The 16,230-nt window shown below is 69.1% G+C and carries 16 protein-coding genes and 1 tRNA gene; 3 read left to right on the top strand and 14 right to left on the bottom strand.

Going from position 1 to position 16,230, the window contains the following annotated elements; genetic code table 11:
* The first annotated feature begins 129 nt into the window (after positions 1–129).
* The 3 genes from ACZ4E1_RS17765 to ACZ4E1_RS17775 all read left to right on the top strand — a co-directional run bounded on the left by ACZ4E1_RS17765 (position 130) and on the right by ACZ4E1_RS17775 (position 3,285).
* Positions 130–1,461, top strand: coding sequence for a PIN domain-containing protein (locus ACZ4E1_RS17765; RefSeq protein WP_467540075.1), 1,332 nt, complete (start codon positions 130–132; stop codon positions 1,459–1,461).
* Positions 1,462–1,590: 129 nt separating this feature from the next.
* Positions 1,591–1,836: a hypothetical protein gene (locus ACZ4E1_RS17770; RefSeq protein WP_467540079.1), complete on the top strand. Its 246-nt coding sequence runs from the start codon at positions 1,591–1,593 to the stop codon at positions 1,834–1,836.
* 72 nt (positions 1,837–1,908) lie between these two features.
* A complete protein-coding gene (locus tag ACZ4E1_RS17775) occupies positions 1,909–3,285 on the top strand; it encodes a PIN domain-containing protein (protein WP_467540082.1) in 1,377 nt (458 codons plus the stop codon).
* Positions 3,286–3,317: 32 nt separating this feature from the next.
* Here the strand turns inward: ACZ4E1_RS17775 and ACZ4E1_RS17780 are convergent, their stop codons facing one another.
* The 14 genes from ACZ4E1_RS17780 to ACZ4E1_RS17845 all read right to left on the bottom strand — a co-directional run bounded on the left by ACZ4E1_RS17780 (position 3,318) and on the right by ACZ4E1_RS17845 (position 16,178).
* Positions 3,318–3,590: a hypothetical protein gene (locus tag ACZ4E1_RS17780; RefSeq protein ID WP_467540084.1), complete on the bottom strand. Its 273-nt coding sequence runs from the start codon at positions 3,588–3,590 to the stop codon at positions 3,318–3,320.
* Between the two features lie 17 nt (positions 3,591–3,607).
* On the bottom strand, positions 3,608–5,200 hold the full coding sequence (locus ACZ4E1_RS17785; protein WP_467540086.1) for a terminase large subunit domain-containing protein: 1,593 nt from the start codon (positions 5,198–5,200) through the stop codon (positions 3,608–3,610).
* Positions 5,197–5,703, bottom strand: a complete 507-nt coding sequence (locus ACZ4E1_RS17790) for a hypothetical protein (protein WP_467540089.1) — start codon at positions 5,701–5,703, stop codon at positions 5,197–5,199. The genes ACZ4E1_RS17785 and ACZ4E1_RS17790 overlap by 4 nt, the downstream gene beginning before the upstream one ends.
* A 249-nt stretch (positions 5,704–5,952) precedes the next feature.
* On the bottom strand, positions 5,953–6,882 hold the full coding sequence (locus ACZ4E1_RS17795; protein WP_467540092.1) for a ParB N-terminal domain-containing protein: 930 nt from the start codon (positions 6,880–6,882) through the stop codon (positions 5,953–5,955).
* Positions 6,846–8,303, bottom strand: coding sequence for a putative antirestriction adenine methyltransferase (locus ACZ4E1_RS17800; RefSeq protein WP_467540094.1), 1,458 nt, complete (start codon positions 8,301–8,303; stop codon positions 6,846–6,848). Before ACZ4E1_RS17800 ends, ACZ4E1_RS17795 begins: the two co-directional genes overlap by 37 nt.
* A 133-nt stretch (positions 8,304–8,436) precedes the next feature.
* Positions 8,437–9,225 carry a hypothetical protein gene (locus ACZ4E1_RS17805; protein WP_467540096.1) on the bottom strand — a complete coding sequence of 263 codons (789 nt, stop codon included), beginning with the start codon at positions 9,223–9,225 and terminating at the stop codon, positions 8,437–8,439.
* 87 nt (positions 9,226–9,312) lie between these two features.
* Positions 9,313–9,386 (bottom strand) — tRNA-Arg (locus tag ACZ4E1_RS17810).
* A gap of 196 nt (positions 9,387–9,582) precedes the next feature.
* Complete coding sequence (locus ACZ4E1_RS17815; RefSeq protein ID WP_467540098.1) at positions 9,583–10,107, bottom strand: hypothetical protein; 525 nt, start codon at positions 10,105–10,107, stop codon at positions 9,583–9,585.
* 131 nt (positions 10,108–10,238) lie between these two features.
* A complete protein-coding gene (locus ACZ4E1_RS17820) occupies positions 10,239–11,450 on the bottom strand; it encodes a ParB/RepB/Spo0J family partition protein (RefSeq protein WP_467540102.1) in 1,212 nt (403 codons plus the stop codon).
* An 86-nt stretch (positions 11,451–11,536) separates the two neighbouring features.
* Complete coding sequence (locus ACZ4E1_RS17825) at positions 11,537–12,220, bottom strand: hypothetical protein (protein ID WP_467540104.1); 684 nt, start codon at positions 12,218–12,220, stop codon at positions 11,537–11,539.
* A gap of 60 nt (positions 12,221–12,280) precedes the next feature.
* Complete coding sequence (locus tag ACZ4E1_RS17830; RefSeq protein WP_467540107.1) at positions 12,281–12,838, bottom strand: magnesium chelatase domain-containing protein; 558 nt, start codon at positions 12,836–12,838, stop codon at positions 12,281–12,283.
* A 78-nt stretch (positions 12,839–12,916) separates the two neighbouring features.
* Entirely contained in the window at positions 12,917–13,984 is a 1,068-nt protein-coding gene (locus tag ACZ4E1_RS17835) for a magnesium chelatase domain-containing protein (RefSeq protein ID WP_467540109.1), read from the bottom strand.
* A 54-nt stretch (positions 13,985–14,038) separates the two neighbouring features.
* Entirely contained in the window at positions 14,039–14,278 is a 240-nt protein-coding gene (locus ACZ4E1_RS17840) for a hypothetical protein (protein WP_467540111.1), read from the bottom strand.
* Positions 14,279–14,393: 115 nt separating this feature from the next.
* Positions 14,394–16,178 (bottom strand): DNA cytosine methyltransferase, encoded by a 1,785-nt coding sequence (locus ACZ4E1_RS17845; RefSeq protein ID WP_467540113.1) that lies wholly within the window; start codon positions 16,176–16,178, stop codon positions 14,394–14,396.
* Positions 16,179–16,230: the final 52 nt, after the last annotated feature.

A 16,230-nucleotide genomic window follows, 5' to 3' on the forward strand; every position in this document is an offset into this window, starting at 1 on the left:
GGACCGCATCAGCAACGTCTTGTCGTACACCGTGGCGGCCGGGGAGCCGCCCGCTGGCTCATCTTCGTACCGGGGCCAGCAACTCCCCTGCCATCCTTGTTCGGTAGCAATTCACTGGAGGGGGCTGCTTTGATCATTCTGGACACGTGCATCTTGGACAAGGTCAAACCCGACAGCACGAGCGCGGACCTGCTGCGAACCCTCAGGACCTCGAACGTTGACGTGGTTGCCGTGCCCGACGTCGTGATGCACGAGCTAACCGCGCACAGGGTGATCCCTCAGCGTGAGAAGCACGATCGGATGGCTGAGGCGTTCCGGAACTACGCGGAGTCGTCGCCGTGGCCCGTAGTTCAGCAGCACCCTGCCCTCGACCATGATCGTCTGGATGAGCACTGGCGTCAGCAGTGGACGGACATCGTCGAGGTCATCGATTCCAGCGCGGACGCGATGAGGGAAGCTCTGCGCCGGGAGGCGATGCTCCTGCCTCCGTGCAAGCGGGTAGACGGCAGCAATCCAAAGTCCGCGAAGATCGGCGCGCGCGACGCGGCGATCTGGCTGACGGCGATCGAGTACGCGCGCGAGCACCCGGACGAGAGGGTCGTGTTCGTGAGCGCCAACACCAAGGATTTCGGGGATGGCACCGCGTACGACTACCCGATGGACCAGGACGTGGACGACGTCGACAACTTCGTGCACCTGACGAGCTTCACCGAGCTCATCGATGAGTTCACCGAGAAGGCCGAGGTTGATCTGCGCGACGTCGAGCGCATCCTGCGGACGGAGAAGGTCGAACAGGTGGCGACCCGCACCGCCGTGTCCGCGCTCGGCCCGACTCGCGCCTCGCGCCGCCTCTTCGACGTGACGCTGTGGCACGGTGTCACGGAGGACAGTGTCGAATACGGCCGCGCTCGATGCTTCGTGACGCACGCCAAGGTCCACTTCGATTCCGTTTCCGACGTCACCGCGCACCGTATCGGGGAGCACGTGTGGTGTTCGGCCACAGTACGGTGGCTCGTCACCGGCATCGCTCTGAGCGGGTTGACGACCAGTCCGGGGTTGCGGCTGGCCTGTACTAGCTGGCCAACTCGCATTCTGTTCAGCACTACCGACCCCGCGACGCCCGTGACGGTGCTGCGGACCTGGCCGCCGACGCCGCCCACAGCCTCCCAAATCGCCAGCGTCCCGCCCGAGCGACTTGGAGACGTCAGCGGACTGCTGCCCTACGTCCCTTCCGAGGGAGCGCTGACGAACTCCAACGACGGCTCACTGGCCGCCATTCTCGCGGACATTTCGATCATGTTCACATCGGCCCTGGCGAGAACCTCGGATACGCCGGTGGAACAGGAGCTCGCCAGGAGGCTACGCGGACGCTTCCACGACGGGAGGCACCGTTTCTTGTGGAAGGACTCGAAGGGCGACGACGCCGGTGCCGAAGTGGGCGACGATGAACCGGAGCAGTAGGCGCGCGCTCGTCGACAACCCCAGCCCCGCCCATCGAGATGCCGCTCGGGACGGCGCTGTGCAAACCCGTCCATCTGGTGTGACCGGTTCCGGCCGCACATCCTGCGGGGCATCCCTACGCTGTGGCGCATGAGCGATCTCAACGACCAGGGAGTGCGCGACATCCTCCACCCGCACCGCGACGGAGGGCCCATCAGCCGCCTGTACGCGACGGGCGAGATCTCCGAGGGCACCGCGCTGGCGCTCGGGACGCTGACCGTCGCGCTAGAGGAGAAGGGCCGCGACGAGGAGGCGGAGCGCATCGGCGACGTGCTGTCGTACACCGTGGCGGTCGGTGAACGGCCTGGAGTAGCCGGCTGGGTCGGCAAGCTCTGATCTTTTGAGCGCTGCGTTCCGTCAAACGCACTGCCATTCTTGCCTTCTGGCAAGAATGGCGAGGGGGCCACGTTGATCATCCTGGACACAAGCATCCTGGAGAAGTTCAGCCTCAACAGCACGAGCAGTGACTTGCTCAAGACCATTCGCACGTCTGGTGGCGACTCTGTGGCTGTTCCCTCTGTGGTGATGGAGGAGCTGACCTCGCACCGTGCTCTGCCACACCGGCAGAAGCACGAGCAGGTGACTGACCTCCTGAAGAGCCTCGCGCGGTCGTCTCCATGGCAGGAGCCGGTAGCGCCCCCGGCCTTGGACCTTGATGCCCTTCATCAGCACTGGCGGATGCGGTATGGCGAGATCGTCGACGTCATCGAGACGAGCGAGCGGGCACTGAGGCAGGCGGTACATCGTGAGGCCAACGTGCTCCTGCCGTGCAAGCAGGTCGAGACGAACAGCGGCGCGTTCAAGACCGGTTGCCGGGACGCAGCGATCTGGCTGACTGCGGTTGAGTACGCCGCCGACCATCCGGACGAAACGGTCGTGTTCGTGAGCGCCAACACCAGGGACTTTGGCGACGGTAGGTCTTACGCGTTTCCGATGGACGAGGACGTCAGGGGCCTTAGCAACTTCGTTCATCTCACGAAGTTCATCGAGGTCATCGATCGGTACGCCACCCCTGTAACGGTCGATGAGGGGGTGGCCGAGCTGACCCTTCAGACACCGGACACCGCCGGAGTTGTCCAGCGGGAAGCAGTGCGCCTCAACGGGCGAAGGCGAGGAAGAGTGCACCCCTCTTTCGAGTGCACCACGTCACGCACTGGCGCCTTCAGCGCGGAAGAAGTCCAGGCAGGCGCCTTGCAGACAGTGGTTGCGAATCGGTGGGCGCACCCTCCTCAGATCAAGTTCAACTCGGTGCGCGAGGTCGAGGCTCACAGCATCGGTGATCACGTGTGGTGCGCTGCCACGGTCAGCTGGCTCCTCACGGGCTACGTCTTCATCAAACCCGCCCCTGGGGGGATCGGCTCCACCAGCATCGCGCCGGCAGGAGCGGTGTGGGAGACGCGGATCCTGTTCAGCACGACGCATGCCGAGGCGCGCCCCACCATTCTCCGTACGTTCGCGCCGCGTGGCTTCACGGCCGACGAGTTCCCGGACATGCCCGACTTCCCGCCGGCCCTGGAGAGCCAGGAACGCCCCATCCACCGGCTCTCGGCGCTCAGCAACATCACGCACCTCGCCTCCGCGGTTCTCGAGGAATCGGGGCGCACCACGGTGGAGCGGATGTTGGAGAGACTCGGAGACCTTCGCGCTGGTGACATCGTCGGGTTTGCTGAACCTGTGGAGTCTGATCCAGACGATGCCTACGAAATCAGCTCCGACGCTGAAGATCTCGGCGCGGACCCCGACGCTGACGATCCGGGTGCGGGCCCCGACGAGATCGACCGGTAGTCACGCGCCGGCCCACGGTCACGCGCCGGGGCTCAGATCGTCGGCATGCCGAGCTGCTGCATGAGGTGCTGGGACTGCTCCACGCGCGTGCGGTCGAGGCAGTCGGGCACGACGCTGTCCATGATCCGGCGTCGCGTGTCCTCTGGTAGTCCCTCGGCCTCCATCGCCTCGTCGACGTGGCCGAGGACCGTGCGCAGCGTGTGGCAGGCGGCGGCGTACTCGGCATCGTGCATGGCCGCGTACCGGGCCCGCTCGTTGCCGTCCAGGTACGCGCGGATCGCCGCCTCGGCGGTCGGGGAATTCATGGCTCCAGTCTCGCAGCTCACTTACCGATCCGGCGCCCGTACGTGGCTGCTGCGGCGCTCGCCGGCGCGCTGCGCCCGTACTGGCCGGGCTGCGGCGCGGTCGGGAGCGGGGCGTGCACGATCGCACCCTTGTTGATCTCGGGGATCAGGCCGTAGACGAGGACACAGGACGCGTCGATACGGCCGGGACTGTCCGAGTCCGTCGGCATCCACGTCGCCCACTCGTTCTCCAGGTCGACGAACGAGCCGCGCAGACGCACCCGGTCCTCGACCATCTGCTGCGCGATCGGCTCCGCCCTGAGCAGCTTGCCCTGCTTCGCGCTGACCGGGTCGATGAGCGGCATCAGCTTGCCCTTGGGGATGCGGCCCTCGTCCTGCAAGGCCTGCCAGGCGGTGCCGATGGCGAGGGTGCACATGTCGCGGCCGAAGTTCCACTCCACGTAGATGACGCCCGCGTTCGTCTCGTGCGCCAGCATGCACGCCGTGCGGGACCACTCGGCCGACGACATGGCCTTCGTCTTGTCGTGCGTGATCCACACCCGGTTGTCGGCGCCGAGGAACCCGCCGATGACGCCCGCGGTGTCCCGGCCGCCGCCGGACGGGTCGATCGAGACGGCGATGCGCTGCGGCTCGACGACGGTGATCCCGTCGCGGATCGAGCGGAGCAGGTCGCGGGAGACGAGCGCGCCCTCGGACGGCTGCGGGTCGCCCTGCGACAGGGCGTGCCAGTCACGGACGCTGGACCCGGCCTTGTCGGCAGCCCACCACGCCTTCAGGGCGCGCCGGTTCCGGGTCGGGATCTTCGGGTGCGGCAGCGGGTCCCCGTCCCGCCGGCCGAGCGGATCCGGCCCGAACTTGCTGGGATTGGCGATCGCCGGGAGATGGACGACCTTCCACTTGCCGCCCTCCTCGATACGGCCGTCTTCCGCGAGCCGGCGTCCTGCGAAGTCGTCGGGATGCCACCTGGTCTGGATGGCCACCACCGCGTGGCGATCGGGCTGGAGACGCTTCAGGGCGGCCGACGACCACCAGTCGTGAACCTTCTCCCGCATCTTCTTCGACTCGGCCTCCGCCCGGTCCTTGTGCGGGTCGTCGACGACGAGGAGATTGACGTCGAAGCCGGTGAGCCCCGCCCCCAGCGACACGGAGCGGACGCCGCCGCCCTGGTTCGTGTCGTAGTCCTGCGCCGCCTCCGAACCGGGCAGCAGCGACAGGCCGTACTCGCCGCCGAACTCGTTGATGTACCGGCGGATCGTCTTGCCGCGCCGCTGCGCCAGGTCATCCGAGTACGAGGTGACTGCGGCCCGGTCCTCGCCGTGCAGGCACAGCCACCAGAACGGGAACCATTCCGCGACGGTGGTCGACTTACCGACCTGCGCCGGGGTGATCACGAGCAGGAAGTTGTAATCGCTGCGCTCCAGGCCCACCAGCGCGTCGCTGATGACCTTCAGGTGCGGCCGCATCCGGTAGCCGGGGTCGAGGCCGCGCGCGAGCGTCGCCGGGTCCCGCAGCAGATCGCGGGCCGCGGCCCTCTTCGCGGCCTGGAGCTGCCGGTACACCTCCGCGTCGTCGAGGTGGTCCAGCTCACCGAAGGCGGGGGCCGTCGTCACTGCTCCTCGCTGCCCTCATCCGAAGCCTGCACGGGCTCGTCCTGGTCGTCCTCGTCGTCGGCCGGCTCGTACGTCTCCTCCCCCTCGTCCTCGTCGTCAGCGCCGTCCATGGCCCGCGCACGGCGGGCCACCGTCGCCGCGAGCTCGGCGAGGCGTACGCGCCGCTGCTCCGGCGGCATGTCCGCGAACTCCTGCACCTGCACCGTGAGCGGGTCCCCGCCCGGCCCGGTGACCGCGATCGTCTCCGTCGGGTCGCCGAGGAGGTTCCGGCGCAACCGCATCGTCGTCTCCACGAACTTCGTGAACTCGCCGATCGACATCTCCCCCGCCTGCTGCTGCACGTTGGGCAGCGCGGCGCCGATCATGCCGGTCATGATGCGGAGGATCTTCGCGTCGTCGCGGGCCGCCTTGCGGCGCTCTTCCTCCAGCTCAGCGCTGTACTGGCGCTGCTGGTGGGCGTCCCAGGCAGCGGCGCGGTCTTGCCACCGGAACTCGGCTGCCATGGCCCGTACATGGCTGTACGAAAGTGCGAGGCCGTCTGACGCTTTTGCAAGGTTGCGTGTGAGGCCCAGATCTCGGAAGGCGATGAAGCGTGCGTGGCGTTTGGCGGACTCTCCGGGCTGTCGGTCCCAGGGGTCGAGTGTGGGGTCGAGGGTGATGCGGTCGCTCATGGTGATCACGGTCCCGAGGGGTGTGCGCGGGGCCCGCGAAGCGTGCGCGAGGTGGGTGCTTCGCGGGCCCTGGTGCGGGGGTCAGGTGGTGGCCGCGTCCTGCTGCTCGGCTGCTTCCTTGGCGGCTTGGTCGACTTCGCGGCGGGCGATGTCGGTGAGGAGGGCGATCATCGTGGTGAAGTTGCGGACGTCCTTGGAGCGGCCGAAGGCGTATACGGCGGAGGCGAACTCTTCGAACTGCTCGACGGGGGCGATGCCTACGAGGTCGGTGCCGTTGGCGATGGCGGTGATGGCGTCTTTGAAGTCGTCCATCTGGTGCGGGAGGAACATGAGCGTTGCGGCGCGCCAGTCGAATTCGCCGTGCGGGATGGCGAGCTTCGTGTCGTCGGGTTCGACGGTGGGGAGCTGGTCTTCGTCGAGGCCGGTGGCGATGAGGTCGTCGACGTTGTCGATCATCGAGACGAGCTGGGCGAGGACGTCCTTGTCGGGGTCGCCGTGGAGTTCGTTGTGGGCGATCTGCTTGGCGATGACTTCGGAGCGGCGCATCGTGCGGGTGTCGATGATCGCGGGGATGCGCTGGAGGCCGGCGGAGCGTGCGGCGCGGGAGCGGTGGTGCCCGGAGATGACTTCGATGGGGCCGGTGCCGCCGGGCTGGTGGCAGTAGGGCAGCGACTCCAGCATGCCGCGCTTGCGGATGTTGCCGGTGAGCCGCTCGAAGTGGCGGGGCTGCATGACCTGCGCGTTGATGTCCTGTTCGCGGAGCGACGTGACGTCGACCCAGCGGATGAACAGGTCCTCGCCGATCTGCATGACGTCCTGCGGCGGCTGGGCCGTGGACCAGGGTGCGTCGGTCGGGCCGGGGTCGGGGGCGCCGGCCGTGTCAGGTGCGGCCGGGGCCGCGTCCTCGAGGGCCGTCGCCTCTCCGGCGGGGGCCTCCACCGCGGTGTGATCCGTGCTGGTGGGCTCGGGCGCGGTCACTTCTTCTTCGCCTTGCTGCGGCTTGCGCGCCATGACTGCTCCTTGCTGAGGAAGTTGGTGAGGGTGGTGGGCAGGTCGGTGTGCGTCCAGTCGGCGCGGTAGGACAGCTTGTAGCCGTCCGGGTGCTTGGCCCTGGACTCCAGCTCCATCAGGCCGCGGAGGCCCTTGGCTTCGGGGTGGCGGGTGTACTCGACGGTGACCAGGCCGTTCGACGCGGCGAGGAGGATCTCCGAGGCGCCGGTGAACACCAACTTGGCGGTGTCGCGGCGCAGCGCGAGCATCGTCGCGAGGCGGGTCAGCCGGTACGTGGCGTGCGGGGCGCCGAAAGCAAACCGCATCAGGAGGTGCGTCGTGTACTTCGTGGCGCCCGGGTACGGGCGGGTCATCGTTTCGGCGCCGTAGCCGATGACGCCGGCCGCGTAGCCGTCGATGACGACGAGCATGTTGTACGAGCCGGGGGCCGCGGCGAGTCGGTGCATCCACAGGTCGCGGTAGTAGTCGGCCTCCGTGCCCTTCGCCGGCACGACCTGGATCGTCGACTGGTCGGTGATCTCGTGGTCGGGCGGGATGATCGGGTGCGGGGTCGGCGCGTACGAGCGGGAGGCGCCGAGCGCGATCTTGGGTCCGCCGGTCAGCGCGAAGATCTCGTCGGGCCGGTTCGAGATGACGAAGGCGCGGGCGACGTCGCCGAGCGGGTGCGCGAACACCGGGGTCTCGTGTGCGGCGATCCCGGAGCGCTCCTCCTGGAGGAACATGAGCAGCGCGTTCTTGTCCCGCATGTGATCAGCGAGGCGCTGCATGTCGACCTCGGGGTCGAAAATGCTGTACGGGGGCGTCGCCCACTCGACCCGACCGCCGGTATCAAAGAATTTCTCGAAGCCGGCGCGGTAGGTCGGGGGCGCTGCAATCACGATCGTTCCGGGGTCGTCCTCGACCTCCCGGATGTGATCCCACATGCACTTGGGCGTGAACTGGACGCCCTGCAGGCGGGTGGCGATCGATTCGATGGAGTCGACGAGCCGCTTCTTGTGCTCGGCCTCGCGCTCGACCATGTCGGTGACGAGGTTGTTCCAGTAGTCGGCCTCGCCCTTGGCCTGCATGCGGGCGAGCCAGTGGACGTACATCAGGTGCGCGGCCTGCTCGGCGAGCGTGGAACCGATCAGCTCGACGGGCTCGCCGTCGAGCGTCATCTCCAGGCTCTCCAGGTCGCCGCCGGCGACGCACGTGCCGAGGATCGACGTGTAGAGCGTGACGTCGCTGGTCTCCATGGTCGACGGTGGGATGCCCGCGTTGGCGGCGACGAGGGCCGCGGCGAACGAGCCGACACCGACTTCGACGTACCTCGTGTACTTGTCGCGCGGGAGCTTGTTGAAGACCTGCCGGTAGAAGGCCCGGTCGGGCGCGGAGCTGTTGCCGGCGAAGAGCACGCCGGGCTGTGCGAATCCTGCGGGCATGGCGATCCCATGGGTGAGGGGTTCGCCCGGCCCACAACCAGCAGCGTTCGGGGGCACAGGGTAGCCGCAGGGCTGATCACCGAAACGGCGCCGGCCCCGCTCGGTGTGACCAAGCGGGGTCGGGTTGGCGCATTCAGGGCCGAGGGATCTCGGGCAATGCGTTGGGGGCACTGCCGTTACGCCGCGCCGACGGCAGAGCCGCGGCGGCGTCAGGTGCGGTATCGCCGGTGGGCGGCTCGTCGGGAGCGACCGGCAACGGTGGCAGGCCCTTCTCTGCTCGGAGGAACTCGGCCTCTTGCCGCTTGAGTTCGGCCTGCGCCCTGATGATGGCTGCTTCCCCCTCCTTCGTGGCTCTGATGACGTCTGCTTCGTTGCTCCCCGAGTCCTTCGTCTTGGCGCCCCACGCACGCAGGATGCGGGGGATCACGGCTACCAAAGTAGCGATCAGCGCCGGGCCGCCCAGTCCAACGCCGAGGACGGCGGGTACATCTTGGGGCCCTAGCCGCCCGTGGCTATCGATGCTGGCCAGGATGTCGTACACGCCGGCAACGGTGACCACCAGGACGGAGACCATCAGGTACGCCATCGTCAAGGACCGCTGCATCTCGTCCAGCTCCCTACGGGCCCTGTGGATGCGCATACTCCCCAAGGCATCCTCGCGAAAGTAGTGGGGGGTGCCCTGAGTGCTCCAGCGACTGATCCCAATACGAGCGCGATCGCGGAGGCCACGCGGGATCGTCATCGAGGACCAGTTCCCGAGCAGCCAGCCCCCAAGGCCGATCCAACCAAGCAGCACGAGGCCGCCGTACTTGGCAGGGAGGGTGGATGTCCAGACGAGCGCACCGGCCAAGACCAGCACGGCCATGGCGACGGCCTCGGCCACCGCAATGCGCTGGGCGCGCTTGATGGGTGAAGCGTTCATTCGACAAGCTTGCCGAAACGGCCCCACCGTTCGGGATGCTTTCAGTCAACGAGCCCCCACCGCGGCGGTGGGGGCTCGTGCTGCTTGACCGCGAGGGAGGACTCGAACCTCCAACCTCCGCCTTCGAGAGACGGTGCTCCATCCAATCGAGCTGCTCGCGGGCGCCCGTGACGGCAAGTCAGGACATTAGCACCTTTCGCGGGGCACCCAACGGCGCTCTGGGCGGCCCCTGATGACTCCCAGATGGTCATGGGCACCTGACGTGAAGAGGGGTGCTCGGTCGCTCCGGTCGGCACCCGTGCCGCGAGCTGGCGGAGCGCCAAGGAGGTTGTGCCTCCCCGGCGCTCGGCCGGCTCGTCAGAACAGGGGCTCGGGCGTCGGCGGCTTGGGCCTGCGGGGCTGGCTCGGGGCCACACCCATGGGGGCGGGGAGTTCGGGGATGTCCCAGCCCCACCGCTCGGCCGCCCATCCCGCGAACCAGCGCCGGTGGCAGCCGTTCGGGCCGTCCTTGCCGAGGACGTCTTCGAAGCACATGAGGGCCGCCGGGGTGTCCGGGTGCTCGTGCGCCAGGTGGTTGAAGGCGTCGAGGATCTGGGGCTCGTACACGCGGAGGCGTTCGCGGTACACCTTCCGCTCGATCTCGATGTTGTCGACGCCCTTGAGCGCGCCGCGCATCAGCTCGTACGGGGCGAGGGCGTTGATGGCGAAGTAGTCCGCGCGGAAGAAGCGAGGCCGGCCGACCGTGATGCCGACCGGGAGGTATCCACTGGCGGGCCTCCACCACTGGTAGCGGGTGGTGGCCAGCTTCAACGGCTGTGCGACCTCGACGCGTTCGGCGGGCTCTTCGGGGGCCGTCAGGTCGAGCTTGCGGATGTCGATCATCGGGTGCGCTCTCTTTCGGTGGGGGTGGGATTGTCCATTTTCATTCATTGACCAACCCGCCGGGTTCAACCTCGTTATCCCGGCGAATTTGGCCCAGGGGTCCGGCTGTGCGGACCCCTGGGCGGCCGGGGCTACGCCTCGGTGGTGTTGGTGGCCTCGGCGTCGGGAGCGACCCGGAGGGCGCCCGCGCGGACGGTGGCGGCAGTGGCGGCCTTGGCCAGGTTCTGGGATGCCTTCGTGGCGACCTGCCGCAGGTGGTCGACGCGCATCCGGTTGCCGGGAATCCCGCCGTGCGCGCCCGCCAGGAGCAGCGCGAGCTCGTCGGGGTCCATGGAGGCGATCTCCTGGAGGATCTCGCCGGCCGCGCCGAGCTTGCCGATCTTGCCGACGAGCTTGTTGCGGTCGCTCACGATCTTCTCGCGCCGGTCGACGTCGACCGAGTCGAGCTCGGGGAACATGCTCTCGTTGACCTTGGCCGGGTCGGCGACCTCTTCGGCGAGGACGAACATGACGCTCTGGCTGGCCGCGTTCTCCTCTTCGGCGCGCACGCGCTGGGCGAACTGCTCTGCATCACGGATGGTGTTGAACTCCCCTCGGCTCCAGCGGGCGATGAACGCGTTCTGGTTGGCGGGGCTGATCTGGGCGGCGTACCAGGCGAGGCCGACCGGCAGGTGCCCCTTGAGGAGGGCCTCCTGGACGGCGGGGACGAGCTTGAGGAGCTGGAGCCGGTTGTCGACGTGATTCCAGCTCTTGCCGACGCGCTTGGCGACTTCGTCGGGGGTGAGGCCGAAGTCCACGAGCTTCTGGAAGGCCCGCGCTTCTTCCATAGGGGTCATGTCGGCGCGGCCGAGGTTTTCGGCGACCGACCGGGAGAAGGTCCCCAGGGTTTCGGCGCCGCCTTCGAGGCCGTGGACGACCATGGCGTGCATCTCGGTGAGCCCAGCCATCTGGGCGGCTCGCCACCGGCGTTCGCCGCTGATGACCATGTAGCGCCGACTGCCGGGGAGGTACCGGACGGTGATGGCCTGCTGCTGGCCGACTTCCCTCAGGCTGTCGGCGAGTTCCTGGAGGGCTTCGGGGTCGAAGACTTCGCGGGGCTGGTTCTCGTCGCGGTCGATGCGGTCGGTGGGGATGGTCTTGAGGGCGGTCTTGAGCTGGGTCGGCTCGGCGTCGGCGAGGCCGCCGCGGAGCTTGCTGCCGGTGGTGGTGGAGGCCGCCTTCTTGGCCGCCGTCTTCTTCGCCGCGGTCTTCCGGACGGTCGGCTTCTTCGCCAGCGCGGCCTTGGCGTCTGCGGTCGCCTTGGGGGCGGCCTTCTTGGCGGCCTTGGTGGTGGTGGCGGTCATGGCGTCCTCCGTGGTGGGTGGTTGATGTCGTGCATTCATCATGTGACAAGCCGCTCGGGATTAACCTCATATGCCGGATTATTTGGTCAAGAGATCGGCAAGTTTGCGCAGGTCAGGGCGTCGAACAGGCTGCCTTGCCGGGTCTCGTCGGGGGCGAGCCGGGCGGTCTGGCGATCGAGGTGATGTGCGACCGTCCACCTGGCCCACTCGGGCTCGGGCCCGCCGCGCCGGCTGCCGGATCTGTCGAGGACGAGGCGGTCGGCGCGGACGCGGTGGACGGTGCCGTCGTCGTGCAGCCAGACGTCGCACGCCGGGGTGCCGAGGGCGGTGACCATGGCCAGCCGGTGAATGTCGCCCCATCCGGCGTGGAGTGCTCCAGGGCGGGCCCAGACCCACGTTCCGAGGTTCACGTCGCCGGGTCCGGCCGGGGTGTGCCGGTAGGGCGGGCGCTGGCGCACGGGCCGGGGCGGCTTCGGCGGGTAGAAGTGGCTGGGCGGGTAGTGCACGGGGCGGGCCTCGCGGAGTTCGGCGGCCTGCCAGCGGACGACGTCGGCGTCGGTGTAGCAGCGGGGGCCGAGGTGCCAGTGCCGGATGGTCGTCTTGTCCCGCCAGGTGGCCGCCCCGCAGGCGCAGCGGCCGGGGCTGAGGAACTCCCCCGCGGTCTCGCAGGGCCAGTCGGTGGCGCAGGCCCGGCAGGCGGGCTGTCCGTCGCGGAGGCCGTGCGGCAGGTGGCTGTCGGGGAGTCGAAGGGGGCGCATCACCCAGGCCATCGGGCGTCCTTCCTGGTCGGGCGGGCCGCTGTTGTCGGCGGCCCGCGGTGCGGGGGGATGTCAGGCGTGGCGGGTGATCTCGGGGAGGGCCGCCAGGGCGGTGGTGAGGTTGGGGACGCCGACGAGGCTGGCGGGGCCGTCCTGGCCGATCTCGTCGACGGCGTCGACGGGGACGATGCACTCTGAGCACCCGTAGGTGCGGGCGATGCTGGCGAGTTCGACGGTGTCGCGGGTGGCGGAGAGCCGTCCGTCGGGGCCGAGTTCGCCGAGGAGCACGACATCGGTGAGGCCGGTGGCCGGGATGCGTCCCGCGGCGGCGATGGTGGCGCAGGCGATGGCGAGGTCCGAGCTGGCGCCGATGCGTACTGCCGTCCAGCGGGCTTCGATGTGCACGCGGCCGGGGGCCTCGAGTCCGCTGTTCGCGATGGCGGAAAGGATTCGGTCGCCGGCTGCGCGGGCGTTCCGGAACCAGCCGTCGAGCGTGAAGGCGGGATCGCGGGCGGGATCGCACTCGGCGCGCACGGTGAAGATGCCGCTGGCGGTGCAGGAGATGCTGGCCGCTCGCCGGGGTGCGTCCGCACCGGCGGGGCGGGGGGCGGGGTTGGGCGTGTGGTCCATGGTGCGGTGTCCTTCCGGGGGTTGGGGTGACAGGGCAGGGTCGGGCCGGGCGACGTGTGCCGCCCGGCCCGCCGGCCGCTACTCGCCCAGGACGTGGACCGCCTTGCCGATCCGGCGGGGGGCGTAGCAGAGGTACTCGCCGTACTCGTCGTGGAGGCGCTTGCCGGTGCGGTCCCAGATGAGGGTGCGGTCGCACTGGGCGCACTGTCCGACGTCCTCCCCCGGCGTCCCGGCGGGGGTCGCGTGCATGCCCTTGAGGGAGGTGAGCGCGGCGCCGAGGTCCTGGACGCCGATCGGGGTGATGTCGGGGTCCTGGCGGACCTGGTCGACGTCGGCGGCGGCCACGATGACCGTGGAGCACCCGGCGTCCTTGGCGGTGCGGGCGAGGTCGAGGATGTCCCGGACGGGGTGCACGCGGCCGTCGAGCCCGAGTTCGCCGATCAGGGCCACGCCGTTAAGGGCGGCCGGGTCGATGATCCCGGCGGCGGCGAGGGCGGTGCAGGCGATGGCGAGGTCTGCGCTGGAGCCGGTTCGGACGACCGTCCAGTGGGCGGCGAACTTCATGAGGCCCGGCCCCCACTGGAGGCCGCTGTTCACGATGGCCGCTCGGACGCGGTCGCGCCGCTCGCGGGCGTAGGTGAGGTTCGGGCCGGTGATCTGGAAGGCGGACGTGCCGCCGGGCGTGTACTCGGCCTCGATCGTGACCATGCCGACCGGGGTCGGGAACGAGGAGGCTGCGGTGCTGCGCGCGGCGTTGTCGCCGGCGGGGAGCTGAATCGTCAGGTACGGAATGCCTCCGGTCGCGGCCTCCCAGCCGATTCCGTCGAGGCCGCCGAAGGGGAACGAGTGGTGGAACAGGCTGCTGACGTCGTCGGCGATGCCGTTGCTGAGCGGGCTGTCCTTGGTAAACGGGGTGCGGTAGAGGGCGTTCCCGTTTCCGTCGCGGACTTCGCGGAGTTCGCCGACTTCGGGGTCGACGGTGATGGCGTCAGCGTCGGGGTGGGCGGCGTGGATGAGGCGGGCGGCGTATTCGAGGGTGTTGCGGTGGAGGGCCTGACGGGTGCGGGTGGCGGCATCGAGGGCGTCGTCGGCGGCGAGGGAGAGGGCGGCGGTGACGGGGTCGGGAGTCTTGCGGGGATCGGTCATGGTCGGCCTTTCGTGAGGTGGGGCGGGGGCCGCCAGCGCGGCCCCCGCGGTGATTCAGCCGCGGCAGGTGCAGGTGTCGCGGGACTGCGCCGGCTCGCCGTAGAGCCAGTGGGAGAGGCGGAGGATGCGGTCCGCACCCTGGCGCGGTTCGGAGTTCTCGTCGCGCTCGGCCTGCGCGGTGCGGGTGCCGCGGAGCCAGGGGAGGAGGAGTTCCATTTCCTCCCAGGTGAGGAGAAAGCCGTCTCCGGCCTGGACCTTCTCCGCGAGAGTGGCGTTGGTGGTGGCCTGGTTCATCGGTCGCTCCGTGGCGGGTGGTTGGTGTGTCGTGCATTCATCATGTAGCAAGTCGTTCAGGTTTACCCCCTTATACTGGAGAATTTGGTCAAAGAATCGGCATGGAAGCCGCAGGTCAAGCGGCCAGGTCGTAGCGGCTGATCTCCTCGCCGGTGATGCACTCGGCGAGCGCGCAGATCAGGATCTCGGCGGCCGGGGGCGTAACCGCGTTGCCGAGCTGGCGGACGCGGTCGCGCTTGCTGCCGAGGACCTTGTAGGCGTCGGCGAAGGCCATTGCCCGCTGGATCTCGTGCGGCTGGAGCATCCTGAACAGGACGTCCTCGATGTTGACCTCGCCCTGGACGAGCGCGAAGCGGTCTCGGGTGGAGAGGGCGCCGACGGGGTCGCTGACGGGGCGCGGGGTCCCGTTGCCGTAGTACGGGGCCAGGAACGGTTCCCAGGTGACGAGAGACTGGTGGCCGGTGGTGGTGAGGGTCCGCATCGGGTCGTCGAGGCTCGTGCAGTGCTCGCCGCCGTCGCCGGTCGAGCCGTTGTTCCGCATCATCATGCCCGGCACGGGGACGGCGGCCAGGCCGTGATGGTTGCCACTGGCGCAAACGGTGGCGAGCGGGTCGGTGACGGCGCGGACGTCGCTGCCGCCACCCCGGATCTCGGTGATGAACGGGAGCCAGGCGAGCCCGGCTTCGGCCCTGGCGGTCTGGGTCTGCATCGGCCCGTAGATCGAGCGGGCGTTCTTGCCTTCGCGGCCGTCGCAGGGGACGAGGAGCGGCGGGATCGCGATGCCGTCGTTCTCGCGGGTGGTGCGGGTGGGCATGGGGTCGAGGAGGTCGCTGGCCGCGTCGCGCCAGGTGCCGCCGGTCGGGACCATGAGCGGGCGGGCGAACTTGTCGAGGCCGGCCTGGATGCGTCGCATCGTCTTGTCGGCGAGGGGCTTGGCGCGGTCGCCGATCCGGGTGCCGGGCATGGACCAGTCGATGGCGGCCGCCGCGGGGAGCGTCTCGGGCTCGACGATCTGGTGGCCGCACTTCGTGTTCGGGCACCGGTAGTCGTACTGGGTCTTGTACCGGCCCATGTCGACGCCGGGGCGCCGCCACGACTGGGTGGCCTGCACCCACTCGTCGCAGCCGGTGCAGAAGGCGCGCGGGTCCAGCCACTTCGACCAGTTCGGGGTGCGGCCGAGGCTCTTGTGCCAGTAGGCGAAGTACAGGCGGTCGCGGGACTGTGGCGCCCGGTGTACCGAGCGGGGGTCCGCGTGCATGCTGTTCAGGGCGATCAGGCGGGTCCGGTAGCCCATCTTGTGGAACTCGGCCACCCAGCGGTCCCACTCGTGCCACTGCCGGACGTCGACCACGTTCTCGACGACGCCGGCCTTGACGAGTCCGCCGCGTTCGATGACGCCCCGCAGGTAGAGCGGGATCTCTTCCATCAGGGCGCGGCTGGCCTCTTCTTCCTCGGTGGGGCCGTTGTCGCGCTCGTCCTCGGTCTGGAACTTCTCGGCTTCCAGCTCGGCGTACAGGTCGAGGAGGTCGCCTTGGACGGCTTTGGCGAACGACCGCTTCTTTCCCTGGGCGATGGACCACTTGGTGCACTCCGGCGAGCCCCAGTGGACGTCTGCGATCGGCCAGGCCCAGACCGGGGCCTTGCGGATGTCGCCGATGTAGTGGGCGACGCCGGGGAAGTTCCGCTCGTGGCTCTCGATGGCCTGCTTCCAGTGGTTGGCCGCTCTGGTGACCTTGACGTTCGGGACGGCGTCGGCGCCCTGGGTGGAGCCTCCGGCGCCGCAGAACCAGTCCATGACGGTCAGTTCGCTGCCGTCGTGCTTGTAGGCGCGGACGGGGGAGGTGGAGAGGGCGGGCCCGGAGGCCGCCATGGATCGGGTCTCTACGGAGATGTAGGGCATTCGGTCTGTCCGTTCGGGGGTCAGGCCTGCGTCCATGCCGAGTCCGCCGGGG

The organism is Streptomyces sp. NPDC025806, from assembly GCF_055558275.1.

What these genes read in the sequence shown, in the direction of transcription:
- ACZ4E1_RS17835 (WP_467540109.1), bottom strand. Translation starts at nt 13,984, where the DNA reads ATGACCGATCCCCGCAAGACTCCCGACCCCGTCACCGCCGCCCTCTCC.
- ACZ4E1_RS17780 (WP_467540084.1), bottom strand. Translation starts at nt 3,590, where the DNA reads ATGAATTCCCCGACCGCCGAGGCGGCGATCCGCGCGTACCTGGACGGC.
- ACZ4E1_RS17820 (WP_467540102.1), bottom strand. Translation starts at nt 11,450, where the DNA reads ATGACCGCCACCACCACCAAGGCCGCCAAGAAGGCCGCCCCCAAGGCG.
- ACZ4E1_RS17825 (WP_467540104.1), bottom strand. Translation starts at nt 12,220, where the DNA reads ATGGCCTGGGTGATGCGCCCCCTTCGACTCCCCGACAGCCACCTGCCG.
- ACZ4E1_RS17830 (WP_467540107.1), bottom strand. Translation starts at nt 12,838, where the DNA reads ATGGACCACACGCCCAACCCCGCCCCCCGCCCCGCCGGTGCGGACGCA.
- ACZ4E1_RS17805 (WP_467540096.1), bottom strand. Translation starts at nt 9,225, where the DNA reads ATGAACGCTTCACCCATCAAGCGCGCCCAGCGCATTGCGGTGGCCGAG.
- ACZ4E1_RS17840 (WP_467540111.1), bottom strand. Translation starts at nt 14,278, where the DNA reads ATGAACCAGGCCACCACCAACGCCACTCTCGCGGAGAAGGTCCAGGCC.
- ACZ4E1_RS17790 (WP_467540089.1), bottom strand. Translation starts at nt 5,703, where the DNA reads ATGGCAGCCGAGTTCCGGTGGCAAGACCGCGCCGCTGCCTGGGACGCC.
- ACZ4E1_RS17845 (WP_467540113.1), bottom strand. Translation starts at nt 16,178, where the DNA reads ATGCCCTACATCTCCGTAGAGACCCGATCCATGGCGGCCTCCGGGCCC.
- ACZ4E1_RS17770 (WP_467540079.1), top strand. Translation starts at nt 1,591, where the DNA reads ATGAGCGATCTCAACGACCAGGGAGTGCGCGACATCCTCCACCCGCAC.
- ACZ4E1_RS17800 (WP_467540094.1), bottom strand. Translation starts at nt 8,303, where the DNA reads ATGCCCGCAGGATTCGCACAGCCCGGCGTGCTCTTCGCCGGCAACAGC.
- ACZ4E1_RS17815 (WP_467540098.1), bottom strand. Translation starts at nt 10,107, where the DNA reads ATGATCGACATCCGCAAGCTCGACCTGACGGCCCCCGAAGAGCCCGCC.
- ACZ4E1_RS17795 (WP_467540092.1), bottom strand. Translation starts at nt 6,882, where the DNA reads ATGGCGCGCAAGCCGCAGCAAGGCGAAGAAGAAGTGACCGCGCCCGAG.